The 16952-nt window shown below is 61.7% G+C and carries 14 protein-coding genes, 2 tRNA genes and 1 pseudogene; 5 read left to right on the forward strand and 12 right to left on the reverse strand.

The window, feature by feature from the left end; translation table 11 throughout:
* Positions 1-41: 41 nt before the first annotated feature.
* Positions 42-476 carry a hypothetical protein gene (locus AC1DMK_RS01035; RefSeq protein ID WP_037061761.1) on the reverse strand — a complete coding sequence of 145 codons (435 nt, stop codon included), beginning with the start codon at positions 474-476 and terminating at the stop codon, positions 42-44.
* A 228-nt stretch (positions 477-704) separates the two neighbouring features.
* Here AC1DMK_RS01035 and AC1DMK_RS01040 point away from each other — a divergent pair, with 228 nt between their 5' ends.
* From AC1DMK_RS01040 to AC1DMK_RS01050, 3 genes are all read left to right on the forward strand, one after another.
* The gene (locus AC1DMK_RS01040) at positions 705-1766 is read left to right on the forward strand and encodes a class I SAM-dependent methyltransferase (protein WP_477856656.1); all 1062 of its coding nucleotides are present in this window, start codon (positions 705-707) and stop codon (positions 1764-1766) included.
* 235 nt (positions 1767-2001) lie between these two features.
* Positions 2002-2076: transfer RNA gene (locus tag AC1DMK_RS01045), tRNA-Glu, on the forward strand.
* A 70-nt stretch (positions 2077-2146) separates the two neighbouring features.
* A tRNA-Glu gene (locus tag AC1DMK_RS01050) sits at positions 2147-2221 on the forward strand.
* A gap of 22 nt (positions 2222-2243) precedes the next feature.
* Here the strand turns inward: AC1DMK_RS01050 and AC1DMK_RS01055 are convergent.
* The 6 genes and pseudogenes from AC1DMK_RS01055 to AC1DMK_RS01080 all read right to left on the reverse strand — a co-directional run bounded on the left by AC1DMK_RS01055 (position 2244) and on the right by AC1DMK_RS01080 (position 7936).
* The gene (locus AC1DMK_RS01055) at positions 2244-2822 is read right to left on the reverse strand and encodes a hypothetical protein (protein ID WP_037061442.1); all 579 of its coding nucleotides are present in this window, start codon (positions 2820-2822) and stop codon (positions 2244-2246) included.
* Positions 2823-2956: 134 nt separating this feature from the next.
* Positions 2957-3289 (reverse strand): annotated as a pseudogene (locus AC1DMK_RS01060) (thiamine pyrophosphate-binding protein); the annotation flags it as partial.
* A 206-nt stretch (positions 3290-3495) separates the two neighbouring features.
* A complete protein-coding gene (locus tag AC1DMK_RS01065) occupies positions 3496-4308 on the reverse strand; it encodes an aldolase (protein WP_037061440.1) in 813 nt (270 codons plus the stop codon).
* 28 nt (positions 4309-4336) lie between these two features.
* A complete protein-coding gene (locus AC1DMK_RS01070) occupies positions 4337-5491 on the reverse strand; it encodes a M20 aminoacylase family protein (RefSeq protein WP_477856659.1) in 1155 nt (384 codons plus the stop codon).
* 10 nt (positions 5492-5501) lie between these two features.
* On the reverse strand, positions 5502-6737 hold the full coding sequence (locus tag AC1DMK_RS01075) for an allantoate amidohydrolase (protein WP_477856660.1): 1236 nt from the start codon (positions 6735-6737) through the stop codon (positions 5502-5504).
* The gene (locus AC1DMK_RS01080) at positions 6734-7936 is read right to left on the reverse strand and encodes a diaminopropionate ammonia-lyase (RefSeq protein ID WP_477856662.1); all 1203 of its coding nucleotides are present in this window, start codon (positions 7934-7936) and stop codon (positions 6734-6736) included. Before AC1DMK_RS01080 ends, AC1DMK_RS01075 begins: the two co-directional genes overlap by 4 nt.
* Positions 7937-8033: 97 nt before the next feature.
* Here AC1DMK_RS01080 and AC1DMK_RS01085 point away from each other — a divergent pair, with 97 nt between their 5' ends.
* Complete coding sequence (locus AC1DMK_RS01085; protein ID WP_477856664.1) at positions 8034-8507, forward strand: Lrp/AsnC family transcriptional regulator; 474 nt, start codon at positions 8034-8036, stop codon at positions 8505-8507.
* Positions 8508-8527: 20 nt separating this feature from the next.
* On the opposite strand, the gene recJ is transcribed toward AC1DMK_RS01085, so the two are convergent.
* From recJ to AC1DMK_RS01105, 4 genes are all read right to left on the reverse strand, one after another.
* Positions 8528-10330: a single-stranded-DNA-specific exonuclease RecJ gene (recJ, locus tag AC1DMK_RS01090; protein WP_037061431.1), complete on the reverse strand. Its 1803-nt coding sequence runs from the start codon at positions 10328-10330 to the stop codon at positions 8528-8530.
* A gap of 134 nt (positions 10331-10464) precedes the next feature.
* Complete coding sequence (locus AC1DMK_RS01095) at positions 10465-11787, reverse strand: homoserine dehydrogenase (RefSeq protein WP_037061427.1); 1323 nt, start codon at positions 11785-11787, stop codon at positions 10465-10467.
* 63 nt (positions 11788-11850) lie between these two features.
* On the reverse strand, positions 11851-13071 hold the full coding sequence (locus AC1DMK_RS01100) for an LL-diaminopimelate aminotransferase (RefSeq protein ID WP_037061425.1): 1221 nt from the start codon (positions 13069-13071) through the stop codon (positions 11851-11853).
* A gap of 224 nt (positions 13072-13295) precedes the next feature.
* Positions 13296-13712 carry a hypothetical protein gene (locus AC1DMK_RS01105; protein ID WP_037061423.1) on the reverse strand — a complete coding sequence of 139 codons (417 nt, stop codon included), beginning with the start codon at positions 13710-13712 and terminating at the stop codon, positions 13296-13298.
* 154 nt (positions 13713-13866) lie between these two features.
* Here AC1DMK_RS01105 and phaC point away from each other — a divergent pair, with 154 nt between their 5' ends.
* On the forward strand, positions 13867-15705 hold the full coding sequence (phaC, locus tag AC1DMK_RS01110; RefSeq protein ID WP_477856668.1) for a class I poly(R)-hydroxyalkanoic acid synthase: 1839 nt from the start codon (positions 13867-13869) through the stop codon (positions 15703-15705).
* A gap of 24 nt (positions 15706-15729) precedes the next feature.
* Here the strand turns inward: phaC and AC1DMK_RS01115 are convergent, their stop codons facing one another.
* A complete protein-coding gene (locus AC1DMK_RS01115; RefSeq protein ID WP_477856670.1) occupies positions 15730-16752 on the reverse strand; it encodes a methyltransferase in 1023 nt (340 codons plus the stop codon).
* Positions 16753-16952 lie beyond the last annotated feature (200 nt).

Raw genomic sequence — 16952 nt, forward strand, 5'->3', positions numbered from 1 at the left:
CCGCGATGCAGGGCCCTGGCGCTCTTGGCAAACGGGCGTTTTCAGGTCTTCAGCTTCGCATTGCAGAGGCTGTAGTAACCGCCGCCCTTCTGGATCCACTTCAGACCGTTGAGCGTGTTGGCGTCCTTGTTCACATGATAGGAGTCGACGCAGGTGTGCATGCGGCCCTTGCCCGGTGTCTCCTTGGCATATTTCGGGGCAATCGCGGCCGGGAACGTCACGCCCTTGGGTGCCGTCATCGTGGGCTTCACGGGCTCTTCGTCGGTCGCCATGGAAACATCCGGCTCGGCCGTCGCGTCAGGACCACACTGCGCCTTGCGGAAGTCGTTCCACTTTGTGTCCTTGGCGGACCCATCGGCCTGTGCCGACTTATACTTCGCGCTGCACTCCTTCATGGTGAGCGCCGAGGAGGGAGTGGCGAACGCGAGGGCGCCGAGCAGGGAAACGGTGCCGAGAATTGTCAAATGCTTGATCATGATCATTCCTCCAACGCCTCAGATAGGCTAACCGACTATCATTCCCGGTATTTTTCTTGTCAACGCGGCATTTTCGCAACCGATGCGATAAATTGTCGAACGCAGATCAATGTCCGCGCTATCGGCTACAGGCATCGACGCGGCGCCGGATGCGTCCTTCCGTGCCATCTGCGTGAGTGGTACACTGACCACTGCTGGTTCTTCCCTGCATTTCCAATGGAGGATGACATGCGCCAACCCGACATGCAAAAAGTGGAAGCCCTCGTCGGCCGGTTGATCGGCGACGTCGGCGCAGCCGTATCCGGGGCCCTGGTGGTGCTCGGCGATGACGTGGGATTGTTCAAAGCCATGGCCGACGGCGTTCCCGTGACCTCGACGGAGCTTGCCAGGAAGACGGCGATCAAGGAGCGTTACCTTCGCGAATGGCTCTCCGCACTCGCGGCCGCCGACTATCTGACATATGACGAGAAGACGGATCGCTTCTGTCTGACGCCCGAGCAGGTCATGGTCTTCGCCGAGGAAGGCAGCCCTGCATTCTTCACCGGCGCCTTCCAGGTGGTACAGGCCATGTGGACGGACGAACCCAAGATCGCCGACGCCTTTCGCACCGGCAAGGGCGTCGGCTGGCACGAACACAACAGTTGCTTGTTCCGCGGCACGGAGCGCTTCTTCCGGACGGGCTACAACAACAGTCTGATTGCCGACTGGATTCCTGCACTTCAGGGTGTCGAGGCCCGCCTGAAGGCCGGCGCCAAGGTTGCCGACATCGGCTGCGGCCACGGCGCCTCGACCATCCTCATGGCAAAGGCCTATCCTGCTTCGACGTTCTTCGGCTTCGACTACCACATGCCGTCGATCGAGCGGGCGAGAGCCGCCGCCAAGGAGGAAGGCGTTGCCGATCGCGTTACCTTCGAGCAAGCATCGGCGTCGAGCTTCCCCGCAGGGCGCTACGACCTGATCGCGATGTTCGACTGCCTGCACGACATGGGCGATCCTGTCGGCGCGGGAAAGCACGTGAAGGAATCGCTCTCAGAAGACGGAACGTGGATGATTGTCGAACCCTTTGCGCATGATTGCCTCAAGGACAACCTCAACCCGGTGGGCCGCATTTACTACGGCGCGTCGACGATGATCTGCACGCCTGCCTCGATGTCTCAGGAGGTCGGACTGGCACTTGGCGCGCAGGCCGGCGAGACGAAGTTGCGCAAGGTGGCGCTCGACGCCGGCTTCAAGCGCTTCCACCGTGCGACAGAGACGCCGTTCAACATGGTCTTCGAGGTGCGCGCCTGACACCCACCCATCACGCAAGCGAGCCGCGTGAGGTTTTCGCGCGGCCGGCCAAAAACGACATCGAAATTAATTCAACAACATCAATACTATACCTCGATACCCGGAACGCCTCGCTGAGATCAGACCGCCGACTTCATCCACAGGCACAGAAAAAATCGAGTCATTGAGACTTTTCTTTGCTTTGCCGCTTGCGGGATTCAGAAGGCCTGATTATAAGGGCGCCACCACGAAGGAAGCGCCCTTCGTCTATCGGTTAGGACACCAGATTTTCATTCTGGGAAGAGGGGTTCGACTCCCCTAGGGCGTGCCACTTCTCTCTGTTTTCCATCCAGTTGCACGCTTGCAGAAGACGCCCGTCGTCCTATTTCTATGGGCACGATGCGCCCTTCGTCTATCGGTTAGGACGACAGATTCTCATTCTGTAAAGAGGGGTTCGACTCCCCTAGGGCGCACCACTGCCGCCGCCCTCGCTTGCCCTCACGAGAAAGGTATGCGCGGATCCTGCACCAGGTAGAATTCGGCGACCGGCGTGACGTCGGTGATAAAGAAGCCAAACGCCGTTCGGTCTTGGGGATCCGCGTGGCCGTTTTCGAAGCGTAGCCGATCGACGCTCTCGAAGTGGTTTTCGAAACGGGCAAACCGGTCGGACGAGATGAAGTCCGGATTGGGGTTGGTCTGACCGAATGACAGACCGTCCTCGAAGTCGCTGGGTTTGCCGCGAACCTCCTGAAGTTCGAATTCGAACCCGATCCAGGCCAGTCCGCTCTTGTTCAGAGCGACAATACGCAGGTGGAAAGCCCCTCCGGCCAGCGTGTGAAGTTGACTTGGCGTGGCGGCCCTGATCACCAGAGTGACGGGGGCGGCGAAGTCGAGTTCCTCGTTGATTTCGATCGGATCGGATCTTGTACCTGAGCCTGTCACCGACAGAATGCGAAAGCCGCCAAGCTCGTCGGAGAAGGAATACTCCCCGGCATACCAGCGTCCATCATCAGCCGGCCCGGCACTGATGAGCGACAGTGAGAGCAACGCAGCCAGAATTCGCAAATGACGCGTCATCGATTTACATCCTTCGGGAACGACCCACGCGGCCTGGATGAGCGTCTTGAAGACATCTCCCAGAATGCTGGGCTGCCGAGTTGAATGTCGGGTCTACCTCTCGCAACAGGAGGGTGGCGGTCATGTTACATGCGTTCGGTCGTAAGCGGAGCATATAAGGGCAGATGGTATGACGCATGGTCGCCGACGATATTGATCATCGGAACGCGTGCGCGTCGGGCATTGTGAAGGTAGGCAAGACCGTTGACCAAACCTGGCCCGGTGTGCAGCAATGGTCGGTCGGTCATACGCGCGTAGCCGTCGGCCGCCCCGGTAACACCCCCCTCGAAAAGACCAAGGACGCAACGCAATTCGGGTTTGCGCTCAAGCGCCGCAACAAAGTGCATTTCCGAGGTTCCCCGATTTGCAAAGTACACCCTGAAATCGTTGGCCAGGAGGGTGCCACAAAGGCTGTCCGCTCCATTCATTGTCTTGGCCCCCGCAGTTTGAAAGCCTTTCGGAGATAGATTAAGCGCAACCCTGCATGGTTGTCACGACGGATCTCACCGTAAAGGTCCGCTACTGGCAAGTTTATAGCGAGCGGAATGATGAGGTTTGGTGCTGCCGAGACCAAGGGTCCCGATTCCCGCATCCCGCCGCCATGCCGAGCCGCCACCTACCCTCCCCGCCTGTTCTAGGTACGATATTGCGGTTCCTCTGCGTCGAGCGTGCGCTTGATCGCCTCCAGATGGAGCCGGGCCGATTCCGGGTCGCCCTCCCGCATCTGCCGATAGGCGGCTTGCGCGACAGCCGGATCGACCGGAAGCACCTGCCGGCCGGTCGACAGCGCCAACGTCTGCACCTGGCAGGCGCGCTCCAGAAAGTAGAGATCGTCCCATGCCTCGGCGATGTTGGGCGCAAGCACCATGACGCCGTGATGTTTCATGAAGACCACGTCGGCATCGCCGATCGCAGCGGCAATCCGGTCCCCTTCGCGCTCGTCCAGCGCCAAGCCATTGTAATTCCTGTCAAAGACAGTGCGCCCGTAGAACTTGAGCGCCGTCTGCCCAGCAAAGATGAGCGGGTCTCCTTCCGTCATCGACAGCGCCGTCGCATAGGGCATATGGGTGTGAAACGCCACCTTGGCACGCGGCACCCGCTTGTGGATTCGGGCATGGATATAGAACGCGGTCGCTTCCGGCTGGCCCTCGCCCGCCACCACATTGCCGTGGAAATCACACACCAGCAGCTTCGAGGCGGTCAGTTCGCGGAACGCGAATCCGTAAGGATTGACGATGAACAGGTCGTCGTAGCCCGGGACCACCGCCGAGAAATGATTGCAGATGCCCTCCTCCAGCCCGTATCTGGCCGCCATCCTGAAGCAGGCAGCAAGATCAACCCGCGCCTGCCATACGACGTCACCATCGAGATCAGGCTGATTCGCACCGGGAGCGTTCTTGCCGGAAGTGTGCGTGACGATGGACGGTATGTTCAGAGAGTGGGCCATGTGTCTATTCCAATGGGATCGTGGAGATTCAATTTTGCGGCAGGCGACGCCGGACGATTGCGGCATGGTAGCGGGCTCCGTGCAGAAGGCCAGCATCGTTGAAATCATAGTTCGGATTGTGAAGCGGCGCGGAACTTTCGCCATTACCGGTGAAAACAAAACAGCCCGGCACATGTGCTAGAAAGCGCGCAAAGTCCTCCGATGCGGTCATCGGCTCGCGCGCTGTCTTCACGTTGCCCCCGGGCAGCACGGACAACGCGGCGGCAAATGCCTCGTCGACCAACGCGGCATCATTCAGCAGCGGCACGAATTCTCGCGTGTAAGCCACTTCCGCTGCCACGCTGTAGGCAAGGGCCGTTCCCTCTGCGATCGTGCGCATCTGCCTCTCTATCTCGGCGCTCACCTCCGGGCGGAAGCTTCTGGCGTCGCCAAGAATGCGCGCGAGCCCCGGCAGCGCGTTACGCGTGCCGTCGGTGACGAGCTCCGTCACCGAGACCACAGCGACATCGGCGGGGCCCAGCCGGCGCGAAACGATGGTCTGCAGGCTGGTGACCAGAGCGCAGGCCGCGACCAGCACCTCGTTGCCCTCCTGCGGGCGGGCGGCATGCCCGCCGACACCGGCGAGCACGATCTCGAAATTGTCTTCCGCCGACATGTACGGCCCGGCGCGGGTTTCAAAATGGCCGACCGGCAGGCCCGGCATGTTGTGCAGGCCGTAGATCTCCTCGAACGGAAAGCGCTCCATCAGACCGTCGTCCAGCATCGCCAGCGCACCCTTGCCCCATTCTTCGGCAGGCTGGAACAGGAAGCGGACGGTGCCGTCGAAGCCACCCTGCTCCGCCAGAAGCCTTGCGGCACCCAGCAGCATTGCCGTGTGGCCATCATGGCCGCAGGCATGCATCGTGCCGGGCGTCTGCGAACGATAGGCCTGTTGTCCCTGCTCGGCGATACGCAGCGCATCCATGTCGGCGCGCAGCGCGATGGAGCGATTGCCCGAACCGCACGAAAGGGTTCCGACGACGCCGGTGCCGCCGATGCCTTCGGCCACCTGCAGCCCGAATTCCCGCAGCTTGGCTGCAACGAAGGCCGAGGTGCGCTTCTCCTCGAAGCCGAATTCGGGATGAGCATGGAGATCGTGCCTCCAAGCCGTCATCTCTGCGTGCAGCGCTTGCAAATCGGTCATCTGAGCTCCTTCATGCTCGCGCGGTCAGTTCGCTGACAACATCAAGCAGAATGTTTGCGCCTGCGACAAGGTCGGCTTCGGCAATAAACTCCCGTGGATTGTGGCTGATGCCGCCGACACTCGGAACAAAAATCATCGCGGACGGTGCAATGCGCGCGATTATCTGCGCATCGTGACCGGCACCCGACGTCATGCGCTTCGCGGCAAGGCCGCGTTTGCGCGCGGCGTTCTCGACCAATCCGACGATCCGCTGATCGAATGCCACAGGCTCAAAGCGCGCCAGGCGCTCGGCGGAAACGGACACACTCTCGCTTGCGGCCAGATCTGCGAGATAGGCGGCCAGTGCAGCCTCCTCCTCGCGAAGGCGTTCCTCGTCGGGATCGCGGAGATCGACCGTGAAGGTCGCACGCGAGGGGATGACATTGATCGCGTTTGGTTCAAAGGCGATGCATCCAACGGTGGCGACGGTCGGCGTGTTCGATGCGAGCGCCCGGCCACGGAGGAACGTCATGACCCGTGCCGCCGCATGCCCGGCATCGGCGCGCATGGACATCGGCGTCGTACCCGCGTGGTTCGCGACCCCGTCGATGGTGATGCGCTGCCATGAAATGCCCTGCAGGCTCTCGACCGCACCGATCGCAAAGCCTTCGCGCTCGAGGACCGGTCCTTGTTCGATATGCAACTCGATATAGGCGTGCGGTTCCAGGAGCCCCGGCTCCGTGGTGCCGGCATAGCCAATGGCTAGCAGCTCGTTGCCAAGCACGGATCCGTCCGTGCCGATGGTGGACAGCGCTTCGTCGACCGGCAGCCCCCCTGCATAGACCAACGAACCCATCATATCGGGCGCATAGCGGACACCCTCCTCGTTGGTGAAGGCAGCGACGGCTATTGGACGCGATGGCGCAAACCCGGTTTCCCTCAGCGTCTCGATCACCTCCAGGCCAGAGAGAACGCCATAGCATCCGTCGTAGATCCCGGCATCGATCACCGTATCGATATGCGAACCGATCAAAAGTGGCGCCTTGCCTTCATCCCCGCCGGCGTTCCAGATGCCGAAGATGTTGCCGATGCGGTCGATTGCGACATCCAGTCCGGCCTGATGAAGCCAGAAGACGAACAGGTCGCGACCTGCCCTGTCTGCATCCGAGGCTGCGAGACGGGTGAGCTTTCCGTCCTCCCGGCCGACATCGCCAAGCTGACGGATACGGCCGACAAGGCGTTCCCGGTTGACGGAACCTTCGCTCATGCTGGAGCTCCTGATCGGGCAACATCATCGGGCGCCATTCCGACAAGTTCCGCGTAGCGCTGCGGATCGGTGGCCCCTTCGGTGTTGATGACGAAGACACGGGATTGATCGTTCAGGCCGAGAGCCTGCCTTGCGGCCGGATCGTCCAGCGCACAGATAAGGCCAGCCAGGCCGGCGCCGCCGCTTTCGCCGGCGACGATCGGCGGATCGCCGGCGGACGGACGCGCCAGCCGGTTCATGGCGGCAATCGCATCGTTCTCGTCCACCGTCATGAAGGCGTCCGCCACGCGCGACAGGATACGCCACGCGACCGGTGACGGATCGTAGCACTCCAGCATGGCCATGACGGTCGGTTCGCCATGCCTGATCCTTACCGGCCGGCCGGCTCTCGCCGCTTCGAACATGCAGGCCGCCCGTGCGGGATCGACCACGGTGAAGACTGGTCGCGCCGCTCCGAAAACCTCAAAGAGGTGGGCCGCAACGGCTGCGGCAACGCCGCCGACACCGCATTGTACGAAGACGTGGGTCGGAGGGGCCTGCATCTGGCGCAGCGCCTCCCGCACCATCGCGGTATAACCCTGCATCACCATCCCCGGAATGAGCTCATAGCCGGGCCACGAAGTGTCCGACACGATCGTCCATCCATTCTCGGTCGCGACACGCGCGGCTTCGGCGACCGAATCGTCGTAGTTGCCGTCGACCCGGACCATCTCCGCCCCGAAACGGGCGATGGCGGCGACGCGTTCGTCGCTGACGCCGGCATGCACCGAGATGATAGCCCGGGCGCCGACAAGCTTCGCTCCCTGTGCCACCGAGCGGCCGTGATTGCCATCGGTCGCGCAGGCGAAGGTCATGGTTGCGGCGACTGCCCGGACTTCGGGCGCCTGCAACTCGGCAACATCGACAGCACGACCGAGACGCAGTCCAGCCTCGTCAAGCACCAGGCGAATAACGGCATACGATCCACCAAGCGCCTTGAAGCTGCCGAGGCCGAGGCGATGCCCTTCGTCCTTCACGTGGATGGATTGAACACCGAGCTCGCGGGACAAAGCCGGCAACGCGTGCAGCGGCGTTTCCGCGTGGTTCTCGCGATGCCGGAGATAACGCTCGGCATTTTCGGACGCCGGCACGCCGAGCGTCTCGGCGTCGGTTGCGGACAGAGGCGCGTTGTGGTCGATGTGGGTATTTTTCAAAAACATGTCGATCGCTCCCTTCGCCAAGGATATATTGCAAACAAAGCGAAAAAGGCGCTGCAATTGCGCCCCTCAATTGCAAGTTTGTTTCGTGGAGCATCTGATGCCACCCAGCCAAGCGGCGCTCGACGCCTTCGACATCGCAATCCTGCGGATCCTTCAGCAGGACAATACCACGCCGCAGCGAACGATCGGCGAGGCCGTCAATCTGTCGGCGCCGGCGGTCCAGAGAAGGATCAAGCGGATGGAGCAAAGCGGCATCATCCGGCAGAATGCAGCCCTGCTCGATCCAGCAAAGGTCGGCCAGCCGATCACCATCTTCGTGGAGGTGGAAGTCGAGAGCGAGAGAGCGGAGTTGATCGATGCGCTGAAGCAAAGCTTCGCCGCCGCTCCCGAGGTGCAGCAGTGCTACTATGTCACCGGCGAGGCCGATTTCGTTCTGGTGGTGCTCGTGCCTGACATGGCACACTACGAGCGGCTGACGCGGCGGCTCTTCTTCGACAGCGGCAACGTCAAGAAATTCCGGACCTTCGTCGCCATGGACAACGTCAAATCGACGCTCGCCGTGCCGCTCTGACTCTCCGCCGCTTTAGGCGCTCATCGCGCCGGGGCGCCGTCGAGAACGCGCAACTGGATGCGCCGCGAACCCTTATAGTGTTCGGCCCCCAGCGAGCCGGCAACATGCAGGCTGGCACCGCGCGCATTCAAAAACAGGTTGCCGAGCTGCGTATCGGCGGCACGGAAGGCAATTCCGTCGAGACGGGCGCCGTCCATCGCTTCGAGCGTCACCTTCACATGCTTTTCGCCGACGATGCGGGCATCGCGCACGCGGTGCGCGGGGATCGCAAAGATCGGCTGCGCGTGACCGGAGCCAAAGGGACCAGCCGTCTCCAGCCGGTCTACCAGATCGACGGTCGCACCGCTTGCGCCGATCGCTCCATCGATCTTCAGCGTCTCGTTGGCGACGAGGCTCGCTACCGTCTTCTCGGCGCGCTCCGAAAAGAAGCTGCGCAGGCGGCCGAGCTTTTCGCGCTCGACCGTCAATCCTGCCGCCATCGCGTGGCCGCCGCCCTTGACGAGCAGACCGTCATCGACGGCCGCGCGCACCATCTTGCCCATGTCGAAACCGTTGATCGAGCGTCCCGACCCCGTACCCCGGCCCGACGGATCGAAGGCGATCGCAAAGGCCGGGCGCTTGAACTTTTCCTTAAGTCGCGCAGCAATCAGCCCGACGATGCCGGGATGCCATTTCTCGTGCGCGGTAACGATCACCGAAGCGCCCTCGCCGTCGCCGTATTCGGCGAGCGCCTCGGCCTCGGCCTCCTGCAGCATCGCGGCTTCCATGAGCTGCCGGTCGCGATTGAGTTCATCGAGCTTCTGGGCGACTACCTCGGCTTCGCCGGTGTCCTCCAGCGTCAGCAGCCGGCTGCCCAGCGCAGCATCGCCGATGCGGCCGCCGGCATTGATACGCGGGCCGATCAGGAAGCCGAAATGGTATGGCGTCACCGGTCCGGCAAGCCCGGCCTTGCGAAACAGCGCCGAAAGCCCGGCATTGCCCTGGTGGCGCGCGGCAATCAGGCCCTTCACGACGTAGGCCCGGTTCAACCCCTTCAAGGGAACGACATCGCAGACCGTCGCCAGCGCCACGATATCGAGCCACTGCAGAAGATCGATGGATCTCGCACGCGGGTCGCCGGCCTCGCGTAAAAGGCGCAACGTGGCAACGAGAACGAGGAAGACGACGCCGGCTGCGCAGAGATGCCCCTGACCGGAAAGATCATCCTCCCGGTTCGGATTGACCAGCGCATGGCAGGGCGGAAGCTCGTGTGTCACCTGGTGGTGATCCACGACCAGGACATCGACATGGCGCCGGGCGGCCGCGGCCAGCGCCTCATGGCTCGTGGAGCCGCAGTCGACGGTCACGATCAGCCGGGCGCCGTTGTCGATCAACTGATCGATCGCGGCGGCGTTCGGCCCATAGCCTTCGAAAATGCGGTCAGGAATATAGATCGCGGCCTTGACGCCAAAATGCGTCAGGAAGCGGTACATCAGGGCCGAGGAAGAGGCGCCATCGACATCGTAGTCGCCGAAGATCGCCACTTGCTGCCGACCGCGGATCGCCTCGACAAGCCGCTTTGCGGCCTTTTCGCAATCGGTCATTGTGTAGGGATCGGGCATCAGGTTGCGCAGCGTCGGATCGAGGAATTCAACAGCCTCGTCAACGCTGACGCCACGCCCGGCCAGGACGCGCGCAATCAGATCCGGCAGGCCGTGCATCTGCGACATCGCCAGTGCACGGTTTTGGCCGGCCTGGTCCAGCCGCGATATCCAGCGATTGTCGAGAACGGATTTCTCAACGCCGAGAAACGCGCGCTGTACCGGATCGGCGGGTATTTCCACTCTGTCGCCTCTTTGCCTCGTCTGATGTCACCGCACCGGGACCGGAGCTGCGTCGGCACATCTAAGCGGCTTCCGGCGACGTGGCAACGCCCGCTCGTTCCTTCTCCCCAGCGGGAAGAAGAAACGGCTGCGGATCAGGTCTCTTTCGGGCGCTCGATGCGGATGACCTGCGGCTCGCCGACGTGGAAGCCCTCTTCCTTGATCGCGTTGACCGCCTTGCGCACGGACTGCTCGGTGGTCGCATGGGTGACCATGATGATCGTCTGGTGGTGCGAAGGCGCCAAGTGCTGCTTCGAGCGCTGCACGATCGATTCCAGCGAGATCTGGTTCTCGGCCATGTGTGTAGCGACGCTCGCAAAGACGCCGGTGCGGTCGAGCACGGTCAGGCGGATGAAGTAACCGCCTTCGTGGCTCTGCATCTGCGCCTTGCGGTAGGGCTCCAGCGACTTCGCGGGATGGCCGAGGACCGGAACCTGCTGCACGCCGGGGCGGCTCTTGGCGATGTCGGCGATATCGCCGAGAACGGACGACGCGGTCGCGTTGCCGCCGGCACCGGGACCAACCATCAGCAGTTCGCCAAGGACGTCCGATTCGATCGCCACGGCATTGGTGACGCCATCGACCTGGGCGATGACGGAATCGATCGGTACCATGGTCGGGTGCACGCGCTGCTCGATGCCAGATTCCGTCCGCTGGGCAACGCCGAGCAGCTTGATGCGGTAGCCGAGATCGGCAGCCGCATGAATGTCCTCGATTGAAATATTGGTGATGCCTTCGAGATAGATATCGTCGACCGCGATCTGGTTGCCAAAGGCAAGCGTCGTCAGGATGGACAGCTTGTGGGCGGTGTCATTGCCTTCGATATCGAAAGCGGGATCGGCTTCCGCATAACCGAGGCGCTGCGCCTCCTTCAGGCAATCTGCGAAGGACAGGCCTTCCTTCTCCATCTTGGTCAGGATGTAGTTGCAGGTGCCGTTCATGATGCCGTAGACGCGCGCGATCGTGTTGCCCGTCAGGGATTCACGCAGCGCCTTGATGACAGGAATGCCACCGGCGACAGCCGCTTCGAAGTTCAGCAGCGCGCCCTTCTCTTCCGCAATCGTCGCCAGCTCGACGCCGTGATAGGCAAGCAGCGCCTTGTTGGCCGTCACCACATGGAGACCACGCTGCAGAGCCGTGCGAACCGAGATGTTTGCCGAGCCTTCGGCACCGCCCATCAGCTCGACGAAGACGTCGATATCACCCTTTGCCGCGAGATCTTCCGGCCGATCGAACCACTCGATGCCGCCGACATTGATACCGCGGTCCTTGGTCTTGTCGCGGGCGCAAACACCCGTAATCAGGATCGGACGGCCACATGTTGCGGCAAGCTCGTTGCTGCGCTGCTGAATGATACGGACAAGCGAAGCACCAACGGTACCCAAGCCCGCAATGCCGATTTTGAGGGCATCTGCCATGGATCGATCCTGAGATTTGTCATGAGGGCAGCCGCCCGAAGCGGCTGCCGTTGAGGGATTATATCAGCGGTGAGCGTTCAGCGAGACGACATTGTGCATCGTCTGGTCCGCAGTCGACATGAACTTCTTGATGTTGCGGGCCGCCTGGCGAATGCGATGCTCGTTCTCCACCAGTGCAAGGCGAACGTAATCATCGCCCTGTTCGCCGAAGCCGATGCCGGGCGCTACCGCGACGTCTGCCTTCTCGACCAGCAACTTGGAGAACTCCAGCGAACCGAGATGCCGGAACTTCTCCGGGATCTTGGCCCAGGCAAACATCGTCGCAGCCGGTGGGGGCACGTCGAAGCCGGCCTTGCCGAAACTATCGACCATGACGTCACGGCGGCGCTTGTAGACGCTGCGAACCTCCGCAATGTCGGAACCGTCGCCGTTCAGCGCGTGCGTGGCCGCCACCTGGATCGGCGTGAAGGCGCCGTAGTCGAGGTAGGACTTGACGCGCGTCAGCGCCGCGATCAGGCGCTCGTTGCCGACGGCGAAGCCCATGCGCCAGCCGGGCATGGAAAAAGTCTTCGACATCGACGTGAATTCGACAGCCACATCGATCGCACCCGGAACCTCCAGAACGGAGGGCGGCGGAGCGTTGTCGTCGAAATAGATTTCCGAATAGGCGAGATCCGATAGCACGATGATGTCATGCTTCTTGGCGAAGGCGATGACGTCCTTGTAGAAATCGAGCGTCGCAACATAGGCCGTCGGGTTCGACGGATAGTTGAGGATGAGCGCGATCGGCTTCGGGATCGAGTGTTTCACCGCGCGCTCCAGCGGCGGGAAGAAGCTCTCGTCCGGCTCGACGGACATCGAGCGGATGACGCCGCCTGCCATCAGGAAGCCGAAGGCATGGATTGGATAGGTCGGGTTCGGGCAAAGGATCACATCGCCGGGCGCGGTGATCGCCTGCGCCATGTTGGCAAAGCCTTCCTTGGAGCCCAGCGTCGCAACGACCTGAGTGTCCGGGTTGAGCTTCACACCGAAACGGCGGGCGTAGTAGCCAGCCTGGGCGCGGCGAAGGCCGGGAATGCCCTTCGAAGAGGAGTAGCGATGCGTGCGCGGGTCCTGCACCACCTCGCAAAGCTTGTCGACGATTGCTTTCGGTGTCGGAAGGTCAGGGTTTCCCATGCCGAGATCAATGATATCGGCGCCGCCCGCTCGCGCGCTAGCTTTCAAACGGTTAACCTGTTCGAAAACGTAAGGCGGCAAACGCCGGACTTTATGAAACTCTTCCATCTCTTTCCCCACGGAAATGCGGCCACTGCGGTCGCGCTCGAAGTTCGTCCTAATTCCCGGCTGCTAGCGACACGAACTTCACAATCGCCAGCGCCGTATTGATCAGACTTTCAACGCGCGGCGATTTTTTGACGAAACGTCGCACAGACTGCGCATTATCAGGAAAATTTCATCTTCCGCTACTGGCGGAAGGCTTTGCTTCCAAATCGCCTCGAAGGCAAGGCCTAATTGGCAATTTCGGAGAGCGTATCGGCGCCATGCTGTTCAGCAAGCTTGCGGTATTCGGCCACGCGGCGCTGATACTCAGCTTCCGAGATCGCACCCGCCTTGCGCTGCGCACCGAGCGCGGTCAGCTTCTGCTGCAGGTTGCCAGCTTCCTCGTCGCTCATCTGGACGTTCGCGGCCGTGAGCGGCGCACCGAATCCGGGGTAGCCATCCTTATAGTGCGACAGGCCGCTCTCTGTGGGTGCAGCACCCTTGGTGGGCTCCATGATTACGGCGGTCGGGGCTGCCTGCTTCGCAGCGAAAGCTGCCTTTTCCTCCGGCGTTCGCATGCATCCCGCAAGCGCCATGGCCGCGGCGGCGCCGATCAGCGCGATGCGGGCAACGTTTGCGATAGTGCGAATGCCGTTCTTCGTCATGCCAGAGGTTCCAGATCCTTAAGCTGCTTCGACTTGTTAAATTCGCCGCAGGCACAAAGCAATAGCATGAACGCCCCACAGCGGAACTTGTTTTCTCGATCTTTCCAGATGTACAACTTGATTTGCAGAAATATGCTGCCGCCGGAGGAGACGCGTGACCGACAGCAAGCAGGAGAACGCCGACAAGGCGAAAGCGCCAGGCTTTGACGCAAAGGACCTCGATCCCTACCTCATGAAGGATCCCGAGGCGATGGCGATGAACTTTGCCCGCGCCCTCGAAAACCTCGGCAAAGCGGCTTCTGCATGGCTTGCCCCCCGCGAGCGCAGGGAGATCAGCGAGAATGCCGTCGAGCCAATGACCGACATGGTCAAGACGTTGTCCAAGGTCACCGAATACTGGATTTCGGACCCGCGCCGCGCCTTGGACGCGCAGACGCAGCTGATGAGCAGTTTTTTCGGCGTCTGGATGCGCTCCCTGCAGCGTATCCAAGGCGAATCGGCTGCGCCGGAACCAGAGCGCAAGGACAAGCGGTTTTCGGACGACGACTGGCAGAAAAACCCCTTCTTCGCGTTTCTGAAACAGGCCTATTTCGTGACCTCGGACTGGGCCGAGAAGCTGGTCACCGAGACCGAGGGCCTCGACGAGCACACCCGCCACAAGGCAGGCTTCTACCTCAAGCAGATTACCGCCGCGCTTTCGCCGACCAACTTCGTCGCCACCAATCCGCAGCTCTACCGCGAGACCATCGCGACCAGCGGCGAGAACCTGGTACGCGGCATGCAGATGCTGACCGAGGACATCATGGCCGGTCATGGCGATCTGAAGCTGCGCCAGACCGACATGAGCAAATTCGCGGTCGGGCGCGACATGGCGATGACGCCGGGCAAGGTCATCGCACAGAACGACATATGCCAGATTATCCAATACGAGCCCACGACGGAAACGGTGCTGAAGCGCCCTCTCCTCATCTGCCCCCCGTGGATCAACAAGTTCTATATTCTCGACCTCAACCCGCAGAAGTCTTTCATCAAATGGTCCGTCGACCAGGGACATACGGTCTTCGTGATCTCCTGGGTCAATCCCGACGCACGCCATGCGCGGAAAGACTGGGCAGCCTATGCCCGCGAGGGTATCGACTTCGCGCTGGAGACGATCGAAAAGGCGACCGACCAAACGGATGTGAACGCAATCGGCTACTGTGTCGGGGGCACTCTGCTCGCGGCGACGCTTGCGCTGCATGCCAAGGAGAAGAACAAGCGCATCAAGACAGCGACGCTCTTTACCACCCAGGTCGATTTCGCCCACGCGGGCGACCTCAAGGTTTTCGTCGACGAGGAACAGCTCACGCGGCTTGAGAAACAGATGGAGGAGACCGGCTATCTCGATGGCTCGAAGATGGCGATCGCTTTCAACATGCTGCGCGCGTCCGAGCTCATATGGCCTTATGTCATCAACAACTACCTGAAGGGCCAGGAGCCGATGCCCTTCGATCTTCTGTTTTGGAACGCCGATTCGACGCGCATGGCGGCAGCGAACCACGCTTTCTACCTGCGCAACTGCTACCTGAAAAACGCGCTGACGAAGGGCGAAATGGTCCTCGACGGCCAGAACGTCTCACTCAAGGCCGTCAAGATCCCGATCTACAATCTGGCGACCCGCGAGGATCATATCGCTCCGGCAAAGTCTGTGTTTGTCGGCAGCCAGTTCTTCGGTGGCAAGGTCGATTTCGTGCTCGCGGGCTCCGGCCATATTGCGGGCGTCGTCAATCCGCCGGACAAAAAGAAGTATCAATACTGGAGCGGAGGCGCCGTCAAAGGCGACTACGAGGACTGGCTCGACGCCGCCGACGAAACGGCCGGCTCGTGGTGGCCACATTGGCAGATATGGATCGAAGCCAAGGATGCAAAGCGCGTTCCGGCACGCAAGCCCGGAGGCGCCGCGCTGAACGCGATCGAGGAAGCACCGGGTAGCTATGTCATGGAGCGGACCTGAGTAGCGGGCCCGTCCCTCACCAGATCACTCGAAGAAGATCAAGCTTGCCGGCGACGGCGGCAGCGGCTTGGTGACGACATCGCGGAAGCCGGCGAGCCTCGCCATATCGGCGAGTTCGCGCGCCGTATAGGCATCGCCCCTCGGCGTCGTCGCCAGCATCACCCAGGCAAAAGCCGCCGGAAATTCCGGCGACACCCTGTCGTCGTTCGGGACGAACTCAACGACGGCAACCCGCCCCCCGGGCGCCAAGCTCGCTCGCACCTTCTTCAAAAGCATGACGCAGCCATCGGTATCGAAATGGTGAAGGAAGTTCGGCAGCAGGACAAGGTCGTATGCACCACCCCAATCGACGTCGAACGCGCTGCCCGGCACGAAGCTGAAACGGGCAGCCACGCCAGCATTCCCAGCATTCTGCTCGGTCACGGCAAGGACCGGCTTCCAATCCAGAGCGACGATCCTGGCGGACGGTGCCACCTTTGCAATTTCGATCCCGAAAGCCCCCGGACCGGCTGCGATGTCCAGTACCTTGGCTGGTAGCTTCGACCATCCGGCGACCTCCGATGCCAAAGCCTGTGCGCTGCCGCCGGTGAACGCGCCCATGGCCCGCGCAAACCTCACCCATACGGGATTGTCGGGCGCCACGTTCGCCAGACCGACCGCACCGCCGTTGCGCACGCAGGCAGACGGGTCGTCGAGGAACAGCGACAACATCTCTGGGGATGCCAGGAAATCGATCGCTGCCCCCATATAGGCAGGCGAACGCCGGTCGAGGAAGACCTGGCTGGACGGCGTCAATGCATAATCCTCACCACTCTTCGTCAGGAATCCCGCCACCACCAGAAAATCGCAGAGAATGCGCAATCCGCGCTCGGCGTATCCCGACTCTGCCGTCAGCGACTTTGCCGTGCGTTGTTCACCACCGATCATACTGAAGAGATCGAGTTCGATTGCAGCCTTCAGCGCGGCCGTCTTGCGATAGGCAAACATCCCATCAACCACCAAGGCCGGCGAGACATCGCTCATGGCCAAACCATCCGTCGAAGACATCGGCTTCCCCTCCCAAGCAACCCAACGCCACACTCTGTAGCAGAATCTGGATGCAATTACACCATTTTCTAATATTGCATTCGGATCAGATGGATAGAGACCGAAATTTGGTCGAGTGACAGAGCCGGTGGCCCGCGGAGGGGCGTCACCGCGGGAAAACCATGCAAAACCGAGAGCCTCCTCGCGGCGGTTCGGTGCAG

The organism is Rhizobium sp. 05L419 (assembly GCF_056397845.1).